The organism is Oerskovia turbata, assembly GCF_000718325.1.
Lineage (GTDB): Bacteria > Actinomycetota > Actinomycetes > Actinomycetales > Cellulomonadaceae > Oerskovia > Oerskovia turbata.
In genome coordinates, this window is sequence record NZ_JOFV01000020.1 from 43,564 (window position 1) to 63,731 (window position 20,168).

General features: G+C 69.0%; 7 protein-coding genes. 1 reads left to right on the forward strand and 6 read right to left on the reverse strand.

Annotation, left to right across the window (positions count from 1 at the left end):
• Nucleotides 1-8: 8 nt before the first annotated feature.
• From IE95_RS0117135 to IE95_RS0117160, 6 genes are read right to left on the reverse strand one after another with little or no spacing between them, the layout of a single operon-like run.
• Nucleotides 9-788, reverse strand: coding sequence for a 4'-phosphopantetheinyl transferase family protein (locus tag IE95_RS0117135; protein WP_030153150.1), 780 nt, complete (start codon nucleotides 786-788; stop codon nucleotides 9-11).
• Complete coding sequence (locus IE95_RS0117140; RefSeq protein ID WP_030153153.1) at nucleotides 781-1,695, reverse strand: SDR family NAD(P)-dependent oxidoreductase; 915 nt, start codon at nucleotides 1,693-1,695, stop codon at nucleotides 781-783. Before IE95_RS0117140 ends, IE95_RS0117135 begins: the two co-directional genes overlap by 8 nt.
• The gene (locus IE95_RS0117145) at nucleotides 1,692-3,287 is read right to left on the reverse strand and encodes a GMC family oxidoreductase N-terminal domain-containing protein (protein WP_084690387.1); all 1,596 of its coding nucleotides are present in this window, start codon (nucleotides 3,285-3,287) and stop codon (nucleotides 1,692-1,694) included. Before IE95_RS0117145 ends, IE95_RS0117140 begins: the two co-directional genes overlap by 4 nt.
• Nucleotides 3,287-4,483 (reverse strand): cytochrome P450, encoded by a 1,197-nt coding sequence (locus IE95_RS0117150; RefSeq protein ID WP_084690388.1) that lies wholly within the window; start codon nucleotides 4,481-4,483, stop codon nucleotides 3,287-3,289. Before IE95_RS0117150 ends, IE95_RS0117145 begins: the two co-directional genes overlap by 1 nt.
• 25 nt (nucleotides 4,484-4,508) lie before the next feature.
• Nucleotides 4,509-9,059 (reverse strand): thioester reductase domain-containing protein, encoded by a 4,551-nt coding sequence (locus IE95_RS19845; protein WP_051703255.1) that lies wholly within the window; start codon nucleotides 9,057-9,059, stop codon nucleotides 4,509-4,511.
• A complete protein-coding gene (locus IE95_RS0117160; protein WP_030153162.1) occupies nucleotides 9,052-18,486 on the reverse strand; it encodes a type I polyketide synthase in 9,435 nt (3,144 codons plus the stop codon). Before IE95_RS0117160 ends, IE95_RS19845 begins: the two co-directional genes overlap by 8 nt.
• 419 nt (nucleotides 18,487-18,905) lie before the next feature.
• Here IE95_RS0117160 and IE95_RS0117165 point away from each other — a divergent pair, with 419 nt between their 5' ends.
• Nucleotides 18,906-19,895, forward strand: a complete 990-nt coding sequence (locus tag IE95_RS0117165) for a TIGR03557 family F420-dependent LLM class oxidoreductase (protein ID WP_030153164.1) — start codon at nucleotides 18,906-18,908, stop codon at nucleotides 19,893-19,895.
• Nucleotides 19,896-20,168: the final 273 nt, after the last annotated feature.

Consider the following 20,168-nt stretch of genomic DNA (forward strand, 5'->3'; position numbering starts at 1 on the left):
TCCAGTTCTCAGGGGCCGGAATCGGCCGGCTCGTTCCACGCCCGAGGGGGCTCGCGAACCGCGAGCCCCCAGGCGTGCCCCCCAGTACTTGTCTTCGGTAGTGCGTTCGTGAGTTGTAGTCGCTCCGCCCGACCGCCGAGCGTGGCGAGCGAGACGACGACATCGTCCAGGATGCGCGTGACACCCTTCATCGCCATCAGACCGCGAAACCGGACCCCGTAGGTGGCCTCGTCGACCTTCTCGACGCCCGCAAGGTCCAGCACGTCCGATGCGACGACGAGGCCCGTCCGGAGGGCCTTCCCAGCGGCCTCCCGGACCGTCCACAGTAGCAGTGCGGCCGTCTCCGGAAGGAGACCAGCGTCGACCGCGAGCGACATCTGTCCCGACGACGCTGCTCGCATCGCCGGGCCCACTGACTCCCCCCGTCTGGGTTCGACGTCCACGCCGGCAGGCCGACCACGCTCGGAGGCCACCGCGGCCGCCCAACCCGGGCAGTGCGCGATCGATACCTCGGCCACATCGGCGTCGTCTCGGGTCGCCACAGGTTGTCCGAGTGGTCCCCGGAGCACCTCGGTACGTTGATGAACGGCCATCGGCAACCACAAGGACAAGGCACGGTGCGCCGCGTCACGGCCCCTCAGATAGGCGTCGTGACGATCTGGGCTCATCCTCGCCCTCGACTCCTCGCGCTCAGCAACCTCACGCGCACCGTGACGCCGCGGCCAGCCCGCCCGGATCCCCGTGACGACGAGGATCCCGGCGAGCGTCGGCGCGAACTGATCAGGCACCAACCGGCTCGATCCCGGCCAGCTCCACGCAGGTGTCCCAGATCTCCGCACCCAGCCCGTCCCGGTAGCTGAGCGCGGAGCTCTTCTGAGGGTGCCGCCCGGCGACATACTGACCCAACAGCCCCTCTGCCTCCGGTGAGCTGGCGAGCCACGCAAGGTCCGTGGCGGACTCCTGAACGGTCTTCGCCCCAGGCAGACGTACCAGCAGCGGAGTGAGCCGGGCATAGATCGCGCGAACGACCGGGTGATACTCACGAGCGAGCCCCGTCGCCGGCATGAGCCCAGGATCGAAGCACACACCCCGCACGCCTCTGGCGGCCCATCGCCGATCGATCTCGTATGCGAGGACGATGCAGGCCAGCTTCGACGTCGAATACCGCACCTGGCCGGCAGTTGAACCTCTCGGAGCATCGCTCGGAGGGTGCATGAGGGTCTCCATGTCCTGCCACCGCGCGGCCGGGAAGCCGAACGCCCGCAACCCGCCACGATGCGTCTCGCTGCCGAGCGTGACCACCCGAGAACCAGGGCTGAGGTGATCGAGGAGGGGCGCGAGGAGTGCGACGTGTCCCAGGACGTTCGTCGCCATGGTGAGTTCGAAGCCGTCCACCGACATCTGGACACCATCGACCACCTGCAGGCCCGCGTTGCAGACGATCGTCCGAGGGCGCACCTGCTCCCGGATCAGGTCGCGGGCGAGCGCTCGCATGCTCGAGACGTCGGAGAGATCCGCGCCGCGCACCGCGACGGATGCTCCGGCCGACTCCTCCCGCAGCGACTGCGCCAGTCGCTCTCCTCGCTCGAGGTCACGGACGACGAGGATCAGCGGGTGCTTCTCTCGCGCCAGCGAGATGGCCGTGGCCCGACCGAGCCCGGCCGTGGCACCTGTGATGAGGATCGGGGCGGTCATGACTGTGTTCCCTCCGTAGCGACGCTGAGTGGCGCTGACACCGGTCCGAAATGCCCGTGCTCCAACGCAGTGGACACGCAGCGGTCTGCCAGGGCGACGACCGTGAGAGCAGGTGGCACCCCGCCGGAGGCCCCCGGAATCAGGCTCGAGTCCATGACGAAGAGTCCATCGACGCCTCGCACCTGCCCCGCCTGGTCGGTGAGGTCGGAGAGGACCACTCCCCCGAGTGGGTGGGACGTCAGGAGCTGCGAGGAGAGCAGCGCGCTGCGGTCAGGCAGCGCAGCGTCGATCTTCCCCACCAGCTCGCCCATTGCGTGTCTCCCCGCACGAACCCCAGGGTCCAGGGGGTTCCACACGGGGACGACGCCTCCGGACCAGTTCCGCACCAGGTGGCCGACCGGCGGGACGTGCCCCACGGCCATGGACTCGCGCGCGAAAGCGTCGATGATCGGGACGCCCAGTGGGAAGTTCAGCAGCGACACCGGCAGTCCGGAGGTCGATCGGTAGCGGCCCACGATGTGCGCAGGTCCTCCCACGGCCGGCTGCGGGCGCGGTAGACCGCCGAACAGGACGATCCCGTCTCCACCCGTGCCCCAGGTCGTACCTAGCGTGGAGGGAAGGTGGGGAATCGTACCCTCTGCGCGTCCACGAAGGAGAAGGCGCGTGGTGTTGAGCGACCCTGCAGCAAGGATCACTCGCCGCGCACCGACCTTGTACTCTCGCACGGTCGCGCCGGCGGTGTCGATCTGCCGGACGGTGATCTGGAACCCGGTCGCGGTCTTGTGCAGAGCCTCGACAGACGAGAGCTCGCGAACGTGCACCCGGCCCGAGGCTTCCGCGCGCGCGAGGATCGTACGGTCGACGCTGAGCTTAGCGCCGCTGTTGACCCCGAAGATGGACTGACCGTCGATGAGCGAGGGCACGGCCTTGCCGGCGATCTCCTGTCGCACCACGGACCAGTCGACGGCGATGTCCGGGCGGATTGTCTCGATGCCGGCCCCAGCCAGCTCCGACTGTGCCTGACGGGCATTCGCATACGCGGTGCTCGCCAAGACGTCGTCGGGAATGGGACTGGCTCCGATCAGGGCACGGGCCCGCGGGTACCAGGTGCTGGCCATCTCCGGGTAGGCAACCCGCTCACCGAAGGAGCGAAAGAAGTCCGCCTCCTCCGGCTGCATCATCACGCCGTTGTTCACGAGGGACCCGCCACCCACACCGGCGCCGGCGAGGCAGACGATGCCGGCACCGGCGACGGCTTGGAGCACTCCGGTGTAGCGGGGCACGTTCCCCGTCAGGACGGGCGACGAAGTGCTGAGCCATGCCGCCCGGCCGTCGGGCCGCGCACCGGTGCAGAAGGTGTCACCCGCGCTGGTGACCTCCCAGCGTCGTCCACGTTCGAGGACGAGGGTGGAGACTCCGGCCTGGCTCAGCCGGAGTGCCGCCACGGAGCCGGCATAGCCGCTACCGATGACCACGACGTCCGCATCCTCCACGAGGGATGTCGACGCAGCAGGACGGGCCAAAGCAGCGGTGAGCACCGACGCCCCGGCTGCTGACAGAAACACTCTGCGGGAGACGTTCTTCCCAACCATCAGAACTCCTTGGCGACGATGAAGGGCATGTGGGCGTAGCCGTACGATCCCTGACGCTCGCGCAGGCGTGGGGGGTCGGACGGATCGATCTGGAGTCGATGTAGGTGCGGGAGCCACTGCCTGAAGGTCTCTTCCGCCATCACCCGCGACAGGGCCGCCCCGGGACAGAAGTGCGGGCCACCGCCGAACGCGAGGTGCTTCTCCTCGGACGATCGTCCGAGCCGGAAGTCGTCGGGTGCCTCGAAGACGGTCCCGTCTCGGTCGGCCGACCCGAGGAGGACGTGCACGAGTGCACCGGCGGGAATCTGGACACCGTGCAAGGTCTGCCCGATCGTCGTCCGACGCACCGTCCATTGCGTCGGCGAGTAGAGGCGCAGGTACTCCTCGATGAAGTCGCCGATGCGAGCGGGATCCTCCGACAGTGCCTTCTGGAGGTCGGGGCGCTGCGTCAGGAGCAGGATCCCGCCACCCAGGAGATTCATGGTCGTCTCGTGGCCCGCAGCCACGAACGACCATCCCGTCGCGATCAGCTCGTCCTTGGTCAGCTCGCCGGCGAGCTGACCCTCCACGAGCTTCGACAGGACGTCGTCGGTCAGTCCGTTCTCCCGCGCCTGTGCCTGTTCCTCGATGTAGTTGCCGAACTCGACAAGATCCTCGAAGAACCCGGGAACGTCGTCCGGGTCCAGACCTGCGGCCACCGAGAAGAAGTCCATCACTGCCTGCGACCATCGTCGAAGGTCTCGCCGCCGATCGAGAGGGATCCCGAGCATGGCGCTGATGACCCTCAGTGGCAGCATCGTGGAGTAGCCCTCGACGAACTCCACCCGTTCCCTCTGCAGGACGTCGTCGACGAGCTCGGTGACCAGCCCACGGATCCACTCGGACATCGTGCCGATCCGTCGGGCGTTGAGAGCCTGGTTGGTGTAGCGGCGCATCCGACGGTGGTCGGGAGCGTCGCGGTTCACCATCATGGGGAGGTTCAGGTAGTCGTCCTGGCGGACCTGCGACGAGTAGACCTCGTGGTTCTTCAAGGCGGCGTTCACGTCGTGATATCGGCTCAGGACATAGACGTCGTCCCCGTCGAACGTGTACGCCGGGAGGAGATGAACCGGATGCTCATCTCGAAGCCGCTGGTAGGTGGGGAACGGGTTGGTGCGGTACGTCTTGTCCGCGAGATCAAGGGATCCCGTGCGCATGGCGTGCCCTTCTGGTAGTTCGGGACTACGGAGTGGGAGCGGGGAAGAACCTGCCTGCGACGAATCCGTCGAGGAAGGTGTGAACGAGGTCGCGGTCGACGACCGGGCACCACGGGCCGGTCAGGCCGAGCGCCGAGCGCGTTCCCGGTGCGGCGAAATTCGCCAGGCGGACGTCGTCGATCGTTCGAGTGAGGAAGGGCGCCAGGCCCAGTAGGGCGAGCGTCCCGGACCGTCGGCCGGTGACAGCCGTGCGCCACTCGTCGAACGGCATCCGGGTGAGTGGGTAGCCGTACGACCGGACGTGCTCGAAGAACTCGGACCAGCTGACGACGGGCTCGTTCACGAGATGCGACGTCTCACCTTCGAAGGCCGGGTTGAGAGCCAGCCTGACGTAGGCACGCGCCACATGGTCGATCGGCGCCGCCTGCACGGGAAACGGCCCATCGAGGGGCGCAAGCCCCGACTCGACGCACCCCTTGATGATCAAGGAGAGATGGTCCAGACGATTGAAGCCCGAGGCGGTGGACGACGGGCCGCTGTTGATCCTGTGGATCGTGAAGCGGAGACCTTGCTCGCCGGCGCGCCTGATCATCATCTCTGAGACCCATTTGGTCTGCGCGTAGCCGACCATCAAGGCGTCGCTCTGGGTGAGCGGGACCGACTCGTCCACCGCTCCGAGATCGACCCGGTCGGACGAAAAGACCCCTACCGTCGAGGTGAAGTGGACCACCTTCGCGGAGCCCGCCGTGGCGAATCTGAGGATCTCCGCCGTTCCGCCGACGTTGTGGGGCGCGAGCTGCTCGTAGGATGACGTCCACTTCACCGCCCCCGCGTTGTGGAAGATCTCCCCCACGTGTGCAAGGAGGTCCTCGTAGGACGTCGCGTCGAGACCGAATCTCTCGTGAGTGAGATCGCCCACCACAACTGAGACTCTGTCGTCGAAAAGGTCCGTGGGCAGCCCGTGCGAGGCTGCAGCTGCCCGTAGCCGACGCCCTGCCTCTGCCTCGTCCTCTGCGCGGACAAGGCAGTAGACATGCCGTTCTGTCGTCGAGAGGAGCTCGTGCAGGAGGAAGGACCCGACGAACCCGGTCGCGCCGGTCAGGAGGATCCCCTTCGGCAGCGCGTCGCGGGACACGACGTCGACCTCGGTCACGTCCTCCTTCTCGGCGAGCGCCACCATCGCCTCGACCGTCAGCTCGCGCTTACGCAGCGGCGGTCCCCCGTCGACGGCGATGGGCTCGTCCGACTCTCCCACCGACGCCGTCTCGGTGTCGAGGAGGTCGATCAGCCCCTCGACGGACTCGGCGTCCAACAGGTCCGGCACACCCAGCGGTCCCGGTGCGTGCGGAGCAAGCAGCTCGCCCAGCTCGACGAGCAGGATCGAGTCCATCAGGTCCTCGAGCCGCGCTTCGCGTGCCACGGCCGCCGGATCTGTGCGGAGGACCGTCGCGATGGCTCTCCTCACGAGCCCCTCTGCACCATCACCGCGATCGAGGTCGGCCACGGCGGATCGCTGCGCTCCGTCCGCGACGCCCGTCAGCTGCTCGGCACTGACGGGTAGGTTGGTCACCCCGGTGAGCACAGCGAGCGGCGCTCCTGCCGGCGAGCAGATCATCACGTCCGCCCTTCCGACTCCGGTCGCCACCGCCCTGACCCGAGCACCTCGCGCGAAGTCTGCGTCGTCGGCCAGGAAGAGGTCGGAGAAGCCCGTTCCCAACGTGACGACACCGTCGGACCGGTCGGTCCTGAGTGCTCCGGCCACCTGGATCGCGGCGTCCAGGACGAGGAGCTCGCGCCGGATCCCGCTCCTGAGCGCGGCACACCCGTCGGGCGCGGGGGCAAGCTCGCCGTAGAGATCGCCCGCCGCGTCTCGGCGGACGTGCTCAACGAGCGTCAGGCTCGGTCCGATGTGGAACGCCGCGGGCCACATCCTCCGATAGAAGTCGGCGCGGTCCAGAGAGTCAACCGGCTCCTCCTCGGCCCAGAACGGAGCCTCTTCGAGCGGTCGCAGTCCGTCCACGGCCAGAACTGCGGTGACGTGGTGCTGCTTTCGCGGACCGACTCCGGACGCGACGCTGATCGAGCCTGCGCCGTCTGCTCCGTCCCACGTCAGGTGCAGGGGACGCGCTTCCCCGTCTCCCAACAGGCAGGGTCGGGCGATGTTGAGCGAGACGACCCGGGCAGAAGTCCCGATGACGGCCTCGGCCAGACGCAGGACGAGCTCCATGAACACGACCCCGGGGACCACCATCCGCCCATGGACCGTGTGCTCTCGCAACAGGGGGACCGACAGCTCGTCGACAACCGCATGTGCCTCTGCGGAGCGTGAACCTGTGCGGAGGATCCGGAGATTGAGGCCGGAGCCCGCCACGACGTCGCGCGCCCGGCCGGAAAGCGGAGGTCGCAGTTCCGTGAGCCGCCACGGGTATGTCGGGATTGGCGGACCGTTCTCCACCGACCGGCGCAGACCGTGCCACACGACCGAGGCCCCGCCACACCACGCCGAGTGCGCCACACGCAAGAACCGCACAACCAGTGACTCACCGTCGACGACGTCCACGTCGCCGGGTCCTGCCGTCGAGGAGTGGCTCCCGAGCCAGGTCGACGGGTCGTGGTGGTCCGGCACATCACCCGAGTACCGGGCGGTCAGGCCGAGCCTCTCGAGCCCCCGACCGATCACCGCCCAGAAGTAGAGGGTCCCCTCGGGGGTCGACCGGAACTCTCCCTGCTGCACGTCCTCCGGTCGAAGCCACAAGGGGGCCACCTCGGCCGGCATCTGCTGAGTCAGTCGTTCCGCATCCTGCCGCAGGCCGGGCACGATCCGTTCAAGGGCCCACAAGTCCCCCGCACGAGGCTGACCGAAGCCATCCACGTCCACGACCTGAGCGGACCCGATCATCGTCCGCCTCGCCACATGCGTGTGGTGCGGGCGTCCCCGAGCCGCTGCACGAAGACCTGCTTGCAGCTGCTCCGCTCCGGACCCGACGACGGACAACCGATGAGTGAGATCCGCCTGTCCCACGAGGGAAGCCGCGCACAGCCGGGACGCGGCAGCGGGACCCTCCGCGCGGAGGAAGGCCTCGAAACGCAGGGCGAGCGCTGCTACGGCGTCGGACGAGGCACCGCTGAGCCGCAGGGACAACGGTGCGGCATCGTCCGTCGCACGTGCGTCGCCGATCGGGCGGTCCGCATTCCAACGTCGCACGATCGCATGCGCATTCGTCCCCCCGTACCCGAACGACGAGACGCCGGCGACCGGCAGGGGATGCGCGAGATCCACGGCTGACGTGGGTACCGACAGCGGAGTCGCTTCCCAGTCGATGCCGTCCGTGAGTCGTCCGTCGAGAGGCTGAGCCGGAACCGTCCCGTGCTGCACGACCATGAGGCACTTCAATAGACCGACCAGCCCGGCTGCGCCCTCGAGATGGCCTGTCACCGGCTTGGTCGCACCGACCAGCAACGGCCCCCGCCTGCGCCCGACATGGACCGAGGCGAGTGCTCGGAGCTCGATGGGGTCGCCCAGGGGTGTGCCGGTGCCGTGCGCCTCGACGTAGTCCACGTCCTCTGCTGACACGCCTGAGCTCTTGATAGCTTGCCGGATCAAGTCGGCCTGGGCTCTCCCGCTCGGGACCGTGATTCCCGACGTCGGGCCATCCTGGTTCACCGCAGTGGCCAGGAGGATCCCCAGTGGTGTCGCCGCGTGCGCGACCTGGTCGTCCACGCGGCGAAGGACCACCACCACACACCCCTCGCCCCGCGCGTAGCCGTCGGCACGGTCGGAGAACGTGTGGCACCGACCGGTCGGGGACAGCATGCGGCTCTGGCTGAGCGCGATCATCGCCTCTGCAGAGAGCATCACGTTCACCCCGGCAACGACAGCCAGGTCACACTCCCCCTCCTCGAGGGCCCGACGCGCTTGGTGAAGGGCCACGAGAGACGACGAGCACGCCGTGTCCACCACCAGGCTCGGCCCCTGGAGCCCGAGTGCAAAGGAGAGCCTGTTGGCGGCGAAGTTGGCCGAGCTGCCCATCGAGGCGAGGCCGTCGATGTCGGCGAGCCGACCCGTGGCGAGGCGATGGCGCTCAAAGTCGTTTCCACTCATACCGACGAAGACGCCGGTGCGGCTTCCTCGCAGGGAGGTAGGCGCGATCCCGGCTCGTTCCAAGGCCTCCCAGGCGCACAGCAGGACAAGTCGGTGGTGCGGATCGGTCGATGCCGCTTCCCGTGGCGACATCCCGAACGGCGCCGGATCGAAGTCGAACGGATCCACCAGGAACGATCCGCTGTCGGCGTACGACGTCCCGAGACCGCCGGGGAAGGGTGCGAGGACCGCCTCGTTGTCCCAGCGGTCCCCCGGGACCGGGCCGGCGGTGGGGTCACCCTTGACGAGCAGGTCCCAGAACTCCTCCGGCGTGGAAGCACGAGGCAGCCTGCAGGCCGCAGAGACGACCGCGATCTCGCTCCGGGCGGGAGGGCGGTGCTGCAGCTCGTGCTTCAGCGACTGGATCTCCCTCAGTGCCCTGGTGATCGTGGACCGTTGCAGGTCCTCCTCAGTGGTCAGCAGCACGTCAGTCATGTCCTGGTCCTTTCGCAGAGCCCAGCTCCTGCTCCAGGAGCAGGAGAAGTTCGTCGGTCGCCAGGTCGTCGAGACCTGATGTCGGCCCGGACGGCCGTGCCGGGGACCCCGGTACCTCACCAGGGCACTCGGGCGCAGGGGCGGAGTCCGCGTCGCTCTCGGGCACCAGGACCTGGAGCAGAGCTTCGGTCAGGTCGGTCAGGCGCGGATATTCGAACAGGAAGGCGTCGTGCAGCCGTTCGCCGCTCCACGACTCGATGTCCCGTTTGAGCTCGAGCGTCATGATCGAGTCGACTCCCATGTCGAAGAACCCCTGACGCGGGTCGATCGGCCGGTCGGTGCCGAGGATCGCACGGAGCGCAGCAGTCAGGCGATCCTCGATCTCGGACCGGTTCCAGGGCTCGGTCCGAACGTCATGATCGGCAGCCCCTTCTTCTGAGTGCTCGGCGACCCCATGAGCGATCGCGTCGAACATGGGTCGCGGCCGCCGAGCGGCCATGACAGGCCGGAACGAGCTCCAGTCGATCGGCGCCACGACCAGACCGACGTCACCCTGCCCGACCAAGCGGTCCATCGCATCCCACCCGGCCGTCTCGTCCACGGGGCCGAGCCCCATCCGGGAGAAGTACTCGTGAACGCCGTCAGCCATCGCGGTGTCCGGCCACCAGCTCCAGTTCGCGGACATGAACGGCAGCCCGTTGGCCGCTGCGCGCTCGGCGATGACGTCGAGCGCATAGTTGGCGGAGACGTATGCGCCGGCCATTGCCGAGCCCCACACCGATGAGGCAGACGAGAAGAGCACCACGAAGTCCAGGGGATGGCGTCGTGAGATGTCCTCGAGTGCGAGAGCACCACCTGCTTTCGGTTCCCACGAGGCCCGGAGATCCTCGGGGGTCAGCTCCGAGAAGGGACCGGAGCACATGTGCCCGGCCAGGTGGAGCACCCCACGGACCGGCGGCCACGGGCCGTCCGTCGTCGCGACGACCCGTTCGAGCTGAGCCAGGTCCGCGACGTCCGCCTCGACGAAGTAGAGCTGCGCTCCCCGTGCCTCGAGGTCGTCGACGAGGAGCGCGAGCCGCTCTCTCTGGGTACGTTCGTTCGACCGAGCGGCCAGCACCAGGTGACGCGCCCCCCTGTCGACGAGCCACCTCACCATGCGGCGACCCAGTGTTCCCGATCCGCCGGTCACCATGTAGCTGGCCTCGCCGTCCAGCAGGACCGGAATCTCCTCGCTCCGAGGCACGCGGACGAGCCGAGGCACCCTTCTCGCCCCTCCACGGAAGGCGACCTGGTCCTCGGTCCCACCGTCGAGAGCCTCCGCAACGACGCGGGCGGCGATCTCCTCGGACCACACCTCGGCCGCCGAGAGGTCGACCGCGCCTCCCCACCACTCAGGATGCTCGGTGCTCAGTGCCCGTCCCAGTCCCCACACGGCGGCCGAACCCACCTCGGTGCTTCCTCCTGCTGTCGTCGCGCCACGGGTGACGACCCACACCTCGCTGTCTGCTCTGCCCAGCGTCTGGAGCAGGCCCAGGAGACGCCCGTGCCATCCCGCGTCGCTCCGCGGGTCAGGCGCGTCCGTCGCATCGACGATGACGCCCCGGCCGGCCCCGCCGTCCATCGAGCGGTTCGCGGCTTCCACCCACGTCAGTGTCTCGGCGCCGAACCCTCGGGCTGCGACCGCATCACGAATCGTCCTGGCCGCAACCAGATCGGCATCGGCAGCGACCACCCAGGTGGTAGGACGGGGCGAGCAGCGCTGAGGGGGCTGGTTCTCGGTCATCCAGCGCAGGCGATAGCCGGCCTGCTTCGCGTCGGGACCGGTCTCTTCCGAGCGTTCGCTCGCCTGGTCGTCGTGCCACCAGTACCTCGTGCCGTGCAGCGGGGCGGTGGAGAGGGGAAGGCGGGCGGTCGTGTCCGCTCCCTGTACCCAGAGGGCTGCCGCGACCCGGCGGAGCTGGCGAGCGAGGTTCCTCCCCGGTACTGCGAGCGGGATGGCGCTCATCGTCGGCACGCCAGGCCACTCGCTCATCGCGAGGCCGACGGACGGCTGCGGTGCGACCTCAACGAGAGTACGTGGGCGCTCGGTCGCCTCGAGCCTCCTGCGGACGGCCATCAGATCCACGGGCCTCCACAGATCGTCGAGGAGCCTCGCCGAGTCGGCCACGAGACCCTCGAGGGACGAACCGTCGGCGAGGTGCACCGACGTACCGTCTCCACGGCCCCACACGACGTCCGGCCGGTCGAAGTCGCCAGAGACGACGTCCTCGAGACCGGGGTGATGGAATGCGATCCGGTGCGAGATGGCACTCCACCAGACCCCCGCTCCACGGCACTCGCGTTCCAGCCGGGCCATCTGGTCGACGGGGCCGGCGACAGTACAGTTGCACGGACCGGTGACGCTGGCGACGACGACGTCGTCCAGCCCCGCCCGGCGACACCACTCTCGCACCGCATCGACGCTGAGCCCGCAGGCGGCCGTGGCCCCCGACCCGCTCGCTGCGTCCATCACGCGGCCACGCCAGGCAGCGACCCGCAGTCCGGTGTCGAGATCGAGCCACTTCGTGTCCACGAGGGCAGCAATCGTCCCTGCGCTGTAGCCGATCACCTCGTCGCGGTGACCACCCAAGCCCCGGAGCTGGGCAGCGAGCGCCACCTGTACCGCGGTCAGTGCGGGCTGCAGGTGCTCTTGCCGGCCGCTCGAGTGCCACTGGTCGTTCGTCAGGGGCGGCTGCCCCAGTGAGCGCAAGGTCTCGTCCGCTTCGGCGAGATGCGCTCGGGTCGACGGCTCGCCGAGGAGCTCCGTGACCATGCCCTTCCACTCGGACCCGACTCCCGAGAACAGCCAGGTGGCTCGCCGGTTGCTCGAGGCGCGGCCCGTGTACCGATCTCGGCGACCGGAATCGGCCAGGGCAGAACTCTCGGTCGACCGAAGCGCCAGGATTGCTTCCTCGGAGTCCTGTGCCACGGTCGCGAACCGGTGCGTGGCGTGGTCGTGCCGGTGCGCGAGCGACCTGGCCACCGTGTCCAGCCGATCCTGATGATCGGACAACACGTCTGCCAGATCACGCGTCTGCCGTCGCAGACCGTCTTCGGTCTCGCTCGAGACCAGAAGGAGCTGCGGTCCGCTACCTGGCGTCTCCACGAGTCCGTGCGGCAAGAACTCTCGGGACCGCCCGGACGAGCCGGTCAGCACAACATGTGCATTGGTCCCCGAGAAGCCGAACGAGCTGACTCCACAGGTGAGAAGCTCTCCCGGCCGTCCTCCCACGTCCTTGCCCGGAAGAACCAGGCGGCTCGACGACCAGTCGAAGCGCGGCGTGGGGGTGATGCCGAGCGGATGCGTCGGGACGACGCCCCTGCCTGCCATGAGCCCCACCTTGATGAACGCCGCGATCCCGGCCGCCGCCTCGAGGTGGCCGATCTGGGCCTTGACGGAGCTCACCGGCAGCGGACGATCACGTCCTGTGTCGAACACCTTGGCGAGTGCCTCAAGCTCGATCGGGTCGCCCAGCGGGGTGCCCGTGCCGTGCGCCTCCACGTAGTCGACATCGTGGGCGGACAGAGCAGCGTCGCGAAGAGCGTCGACGATGAGGCGCTGCTGCGCAGCGCCGCTCGGGACGGTGAGGCCTGCAGACACACCGTCGTGGTTCACGGAGGTGCCTTGCACGTCACACCAGATCCGGTCACCTCGTCCGTGTGCGTCCTGCTGTCGGCGCAGGACGATCACGCCGCATCCCTCGCCTCGGGCGTACCCGTCGGCGTCGGCGCCGAAGGTCGAGCATCTGCCGGCCGCAGAGAGTGCACCCATCTCGCCGAGGGCTGCCGTGGTCCGAGCGGACAGCATGAGGTTGACACCACCGACCAGCGCGAGGTCGACCGTCCCGGCGCGCAGTGCCTGGACCGCCTCGTGGCAAGCGACCAGTGACGACGAGCACGCCGTGTCGAGCGTGACAGCGGGGCCTTCGACCCCGAGATGGTGAGCGATGCGCCCCGATGCCAACGACGGCGAGTTTCCCGTGACGGCATAGGCATCGGGTGCGCCGGTCCTGGGCCGCAGGGCCGCATAGTCGGCGGAGGACAGTCCGACCCAGACACCGACTCGCGCCCCCCGCAGCTCGTCCCTGGTGATGCCTGCGTCACCAAGAGCCTCGTGCGTGACCTCCAGCAGCAGCCGGTGCTGCGGATCCATGCTTCGAGCCTCTCGGGGCGAGATACCGAACTGGTCTGCGGCAAAGACCGCAGGATCCGAGGCCAAGAAGCCTGCACGCTCCGACCACTGACGCTCGCAGGTCGACCGGGCCTCCTCGGCATCGAGCCACCTGTCCGCCGGTGGTTCGGACATGACCTCGCCTCCACCCACGACCAGGGACCAGAACTCCGCGAGCGTCCTGGCGCCCGGGAACCGGCAAGCCATCCCGATGACGGAGACGGGCTCCGGTGTTCTTCGGCTCCCGTGGGCTTCGGCAGCCGCAACGCCACCAGCACCCGGTGACGGGACCCGTCCCTCCGCCGCTTGAGGGAGACCTGCCCCCAGGCCGCTCAGGTGGGCAGCGAGCAGAGAGATGGTCGGATGGTCGAAGATGATGGTCGGTGAGAGTGGGCTGCCGAGCAGAGCGGCCACCTCCTCACGCAGGTCGTTGGCGATCACCGACGTCAACCCGAGGTCGAACAGACCGGTCTCCCGAGGGATGCGATCCGGAACGAGGTCGAGCCGGACGCTCAGTCGCGAGCACAGGAACTCGGCCCACCCCTCAAGGTCGTAGGGACGGGCGGCGTGTTCCACCGCGAGCGCTCGAACCGGTGGGTCGAGCAGCGGCATCGGCACAGGTCGGACCGGTTCGGCGACGTCGGCCACCTGCCTCAGCGGAAAAGTGTGAGTCGAGATCACCGTGGTAGGCAATCGTGGAATCTGCCCGGACCACCGGGAGAGCCCTTCCAGCCTGACTCCCGACGCCCACAGGTTCCCTGCCACCTCGAGCAGCGACGCCATACCGCCGCTCCGCCCGAGAGCCGCGAGGACGACCGGCCGACGTGCTCCTGCGTTCGCCTCGATCTGGGGACGCAGGTAGCGTCCGCCGAGTTCGACGACAACATCGCACTGGGCGGAGGCGCCGGCGGACGCACGGAAGTCGATCATCCCCAGCGCGTGCGCCGTCCAGTACCCAGGAGAGCCGACGGCCGCACCGGACCTGCCGTCGACGTCCGACACGAAGGTCGCGCGCGACGCCGACCGGGGACCGGCAGCTTCCACCGCCCGAGCGAGCTCGGCCTCCACGGGGCGCATGAGCCGGGAGTGGAAGGCCCGAGTGACGGGCAGCCGGGTGCCGCGCAGACCACGGCACCGCAGAATCTCCTCCGCCGCGGCCAGACCCTCGACGGTGCCAGAGAGGACGGTGCTGGACGGGGCGTTCGCTACTGCCACGTCGAGGCCCGACTCGGCCGCGATCACGCGAGCATCCTCGAGCCCCACGGGGCACGCGAGCATTCCCCCCTCGGCCGTTCCCTCCATCAGCTCGCCTCGGCGCGAGACGAGGGCGAACCCGCGTTCCCGGTCGAAGACTCCCGCCAGGCATGCGGCCGCATAGGCGCCGACGCTGTGTCCGGTCACGACCGACGGCTCGAGTCCCCAGGCCCGCAGGCGTTCGCCCATGGACACCGCGAGAGCGAAATGCGCCGGTTGGGCCACTTCGGTGCGCCGCACGTCGTCGCGTGAGCGCGCGTCGTTCACCAACAGGACCCGTAGAGGGAGCTCTGACACATCGCCCAGGCTGTCCAGCACTGATGTGACGAGGGGATCGTGACCGTAGATCCCCGCGAGGGAGCCGACGATCGGCGCACCATGCCCCGAGGCCAGCAGGGCAACCGTGGGAGCGCCGCGCTCGAGACCTTCAACCGTGCTCTCGACTGCGGGCGCGCCCTTGAGCCGCTCCAGCACGGTTCGCACGTCGTCATCCGCCTGCGCGATCGTCCACGCCCGGACGCGACCCGAGATGCGGGACCCTTCGAGTGCTGACGCCAGCGCGGCGACGGGCAGGTCCTCCCCCACTTCTCCGGCGATGTCGACGACCTGCCGGCGAAGGCCGTCCGCGGTCTCGCTGGAGAGCCGCACGAGGGTGGGTCCCGCGTGGGGAACCGGGGAGCGGGTACCGCTGTTCACGACCGACTCGACGACGACGTGGGCGTTGGTGCCTCCAAATCCAAAGGACGACACACCGGCCGTCCGCCGGGGCGCATCCCAGGCGGTGCGCTGGGTGGGGACTCGCAGCCGCGAGGCCTGCCAGTCGATCCGTGTGGACGGTGTGCGGAACTCCGCTTGCGGTGGGACCACACCCGCCCGGACGACGAGGGCCGCACGCAGCAGGCCCGCCACACCGGCGGCCGCCTCCAGGTGGCCGATCTGGGCCTTGGTCGAACCCAGCCAGACCGTCCCGCTCGTGGTGCCTTCGTCCAGGACCTGGCGCAGCGCATTGACCTCGACAGGGTCTCCCAACGGGGTGCCGGTTCCGTGCGCCTCGACATACCCGATGTCTTCCGGAGATCGCCCTGCGGATCCCAGGGCCGCGCGGATGACGTCCTGCTGCGCGAGGCCGCTCGGCGCAGTCAGCCCGTTGCTGCGTCCGTCCTGGTTCACGGCGGAACCCAAGATCGCGCAGTAGGGATCCAGCGCGTCGGAGGTGTGCGCCGTGCCTCGCTCGATGTAGAGCATCACACCGCCCTCACCGCGGACGTATCCGTCGGCCGCCTCGTCGAACGTGCTGCACACGCCCCGCATCGAGAGCATCCCCGCAGCGGCAAGGGTCTCGGTGATGGTTCCGTCGAGAAGAGCGCTGACCCCCCCGACCAGGGCGCCGTCGATGTCTCCAGACCGCAGAGCGCGCAGCGCGAGGTCCATCGCGACCAGGGACGAGGAGCACGCGGTGTCCACGACCATCGACGGTCCGCGCAACCCCAGGACGTAGGAGATGCGGTTGGCGAGCAACGCCCCGGCCGCACCGGTCGTGCGGTAGCCGGGAGCCAGGGTGCTGCCCGTCGCGCCGGCTCCACGCTGATGCTCGCTGTCGGAACCACCGAGGTAGACCCCGATGCGCGCGCCCCTCAGACGCCGCGGATCCTTGGCGGCGTCCTCGATCGCCTCCCAGGCGAGGGTCAGGGCCAGCCGTTGGCGGGGATCCATCGCAGCAGCCTCGTCGAGCCCGATGCCGAACCTCGCCGGGGCGAACTCTGCGAGCTCGGGGACGATACCCGCTGACCGCTGCCCGGTCCTGCCGGTGCCCGGCGAGATCCCGGTCCGGTCGGGTCCGGCGACCAGCAGCTCCCAGTACGAGCTGGGGCTCGTGACACCGCCGGGAAGTCGGCAGGCCGCGCCAACGAGCACGACCCGGTCGGCGGGGACCGGCGCGCGCCCTTCGGTGGGCTCGCTGCCGCGAGGTGCGGAGGTGGTCTGCAGGACCGCCGCAACATACGACTCGACATCGTCAACCTCCCAGGCGAGCGAGAGCGGCACCACGATTCCGGTGCGGTCTTCGATCGCTGTGGCGAGGGCGGCGACCTTCACCGAGTCGAGTCCGAGATCGGGCAGAAGAGTCGTCAGCGAAGGCGGTCGCGTGCTTCCCGTCACCTGTGCGAGCTCCGAGAGAATCGCCTCGCGAATCTCGGCCTGCGCAACCTCGGGATCGGCCGAGTCGCGGTCCTGCGGAGCGGCAGCCGGTGCGTGAGTCGGTGGCACCGTCGCGTCAGCGGTGTCCGACCGTGCGATCGTCCGACTCGTGTGGCTTCCTTCGCGCCAGGCGGCCTGTGCCGCAGATCGCTGGATCTTGCCGCTCGAGGTCGTGGTCAAGGTTCCCCGGCGAAGGACGATCACGAGGGGGTGGGCGATCTCGAAGTCTTGCGACAGGCTCTTCGCTGCCGCACGAGCGATCCCGCTGAGGTCGGACTGTGCGACCTTGCGTCCAGGCACGGCCTCCACGGTGACCACGATGCGCCCGTCGTGCTCGAACGCCGCCGACGGACGCCCCGTGAACTCAGGGTGCGACGCACGGACGGTGTCCTCGAGGTCCTGGGGATAGAGGTTGCGTCCGTTGACGATCAGGAGGTCCTTGATCCTGCCGGCGACGAAGAGCTCTCCGCCGTCGAGGAATCCGAGGTCCCCGGTCCGCAGGAAGGGACCGTCGCCGTCTTCCGTCGTCGCTGAGAACGTCGCCGCCGTCGCCTCGGTCCGGTTCCAGTACCCGCCGGCCACGGAGGGCGAGGAGACCCAGATCTCTCCCACGCAACGGTCGGGTACGGGGCGGCGGGATGTCGCGTCGACGATCCTGACGGTGGCGCTCGGCTCAGGCGTACCGCACGAGACGAAATCCTCAGGGCCGGCAGCGTCGAGCGGGGCCGCCGAGCGTGGTGGCCCGTCCCCCCGGTGCCCACCAGATATCAGCAGCGTGGCCTCGGCCATGCCGTAGCACGGGCGGAACGACGATGGAACGAAGCCGGTCGATGCATACGCCTCGGCGAACCGGTTCAGGGCAACCATGCTCACGGGTTCGGCGCCGTTCATCGCCTTGGTCCACGAGGAGAGGTCGAGCGATCCAAGGTCCGCCTCGCCCACTCGTTCGGCGCAGAGCCGGTACGCGAAGTTCGGAGCGGTGCTGTCCGTCGCTCGCAGCTCAGAGATAGCCTCGAGCCACTTGAGGGGGCGCCGGAGGAAGGTCGAGGGCGCCATGAGGTGGCAGGGGAACCCCACGACGAGAGGCGTGATGATGCACCCGATCAGTCCCATGTCGTGGAACGGGGGCAACCAGCTGACCATGACGGAGCCCGGGTGAAACCCGAACGTGGTCCGCGCCGACTCCGCGTTGCTCAGCAGGTTCGCATGGCTGACCATGACCCCTTTGGGAGACCCGGTCGACCCGGAGGTGTACTGGAGGAACGCGAGGTCGTCCTCGGCAAGAGCGGGGCGCGGAGAGGGGATGGGCTTCTCGAGCCGAGAACCGCCCTGCTCCCTGCTGGCGTGCACGTCGTTGACGTTGAACCATGCGCTCCCTGCCGGCAGCCCGAGCGAGTGCACGTCGGACGGTGCGGGCACGTCAGCGACGACAGCCGCCGGCCGACAGTCCTCGACGATCCGCCGTACCCGATCGGCATGACGCCCCCCGGCGGCTGGATAGGCCGGGACGGCGACGCGACCGGCCGCCACGATCGCGTAGAAGGACTCGACGTACCCGAGGGACGGGTCGCACAGCAAGAGGACCCTGTCGCCGGGCGCGGTGACGTCCAGCAGAGCGGCGACCAGCGTCTCCACACGGGACAACAGGTCGCGATACGTGACGGTCGATCGGGTGCCGTCCGATTCGGTGAACGAGTATGCGGTTCCGCCGGGTTGCGATCTGGCGCGCTCCTCGAGCACGTCTCGTACAGTCATGCGCACATCCATCCGTCGGGCGAGCGAGGTTGACGTCGTCAAGTTGACGCCGTCAACCTAGCGCAATCGAGAGCGCGCGCCAAGGCCCGATCCACCCTCCGGGCATGCCCGGCCGGACGTGCCGGTCGTCACGGTCCGCCACCCGCCGCCGACCCCATGGAGCGCGACGAGGCAGCGCTGCACGCCGGGGTCAACGAGCACTACAACGTCACGATCGACGACTCCACCTGTTCGTCACCACGAGCATGGTCGGCGGCGGCAAGCGCTTCTTCCCCGACGGCGTGCGCCGCGATCTCGAGCTGGTCGAGGAGTGAGTGTTCGACAGCGGGTTGACCTACGCGCGCTACCGGACCCGCTGAGCCCCGCGGAGGCCGACGGCGCAGGCCTGCGGCCGGGGTGCGAGGTTCCAGCGCCGGCGTGAGGATCGAAGCATGACCAGATTCGGCTACACCCTCATGACCGAGCAGTCCGGGCCGAAGGACCTGGTGGACTACGCGGTGGCCGCCGAGAGGATCGGCTTCGACTTCGAGGTCTCCTCCGACCACTACTTCCCCTGGCTCGACAGCCAGGGTCACTCGCCGTACGCCTGGACGGTGCTGGGGGCGGTGGCCCACGCGACCGAGCACGTCGACCTCATGACGTACGTGACCTGCCCGACGATCCGCTACCACCCTGCCGTGGTCGCCCAGAAGGCGGCGACGCTGGGGATACTGTCCGACGGTCGCTTCACGCTCGGGCTCGGCGCCGGGGAGAACCTGAACGAGCACGTCGTGGGCAGGGGCTGGCCCGCGGTCGACGAGAGGCACGGACTGCTGGTCGAGGCGGTCGACATCATCAGCGAGCTGTTCACGGGCGAGCTGCTGAGCTACCGGGGTGAGTACTTCCAGGTCGACTCGGCCCGCCTGTGGGACCTGCCCGACGCCCCGGTCGAGATCGGGATCGCGGTCTCGGGCGCGCAGTCCGTGGCGTCCTTCGCGACACTCGCGGACCACCTCGTGGCCACCGAGCCGAAGCCGGACCTGGTCACCGCCTGGGACCAGGCGCGCGACGCGGCCGACCTCCCACGGTCGCGCAAGATCGGCCAGATCCCCATCTGCTGGGACACCGACCAGGAGCGCGCCGTCGCCAGGGCGCACGACCAGTTCCGCTGGTCGGGCCTGGGATGGCCGGTCAACGCCAACCTCCCTACCACGCAGGCCTTCGCGAGCGCCAGCGCGTTCGTCCGGCCCGACGACGTCACGGAGTCGATCCCGTGCGGACCTGACCTCGACGCGATCGTCGACGCCGTGTCGGCGTACTGGGAGGCGGGCTTCACCGACATCGCGCTCGTCCAGGTCGGCGACGAGGGGCAGCAGGACTTCCTCGACCAGGCGGCCGAGCCGCTCCTCGACAGGCTCCGATCCGCTGCACCGAGGGACTGAAGCCGCCGCGCGACACGGTGGCCGACGCTCCGAGGCCCGGCGTCCTGGACGGTGGAAAGGTCCCGGTCCGCCCCCGCTAGAATGAGCCCTCGCCACTGCTTGGAGAACTTGAGCAGGCGGCAGAGACATGGAAGGAATGTCGATGGCCGACGTCGCCACAGCTGCACCCCTAGCTGTACTGACCGGGGACGTTGGTCGAGAGGGTGTGACGCGCTGATCTGATCGATGGCGTAGGAGGGCCTCCCGCGGTGGAGTGGAACTGCCTAGGTATCC

Coding starts and splice junctions, on each gene's coding strand:
- IE95_RS0117145 (WP_084690387.1), bottom strand. CDS start 3,287: ATGGTTGGGAAGAACGTCTCCCGCAGAGTGTTTCTGTCAGCAGCCGGG.
- IE95_RS0117160 (WP_030153162.1), bottom strand. CDS start 18,486: ATGGATGTGCGCATGACTGTACGAGACGTGCTCGAGGAGCGCGCCAGA.
- IE95_RS0117140 (WP_030153153.1), bottom strand. CDS start 1,695: ATGACCGCCCCGATCCTCATCACAGGTGCCACGGCCGGGCTCGGTCGG.
- IE95_RS19845 (WP_051703255.1), bottom strand. CDS start 9,059: ATGACTGACGTGCTGCTGACCACTGAGGAGGACCTGCAACGGTCCACG.
- IE95_RS0117150 (WP_084690388.1), bottom strand. CDS start 4,483: ATGCGCACGGGATCCCTTGATCTCGCGGACAAGACGTACCGCACCAAC.
- IE95_RS0117165 (WP_030153164.1), top strand. CDS start 18,906: ATGACCAGATTCGGCTACACCCTCATGACCGAGCAGTCCGGGCCGAAG.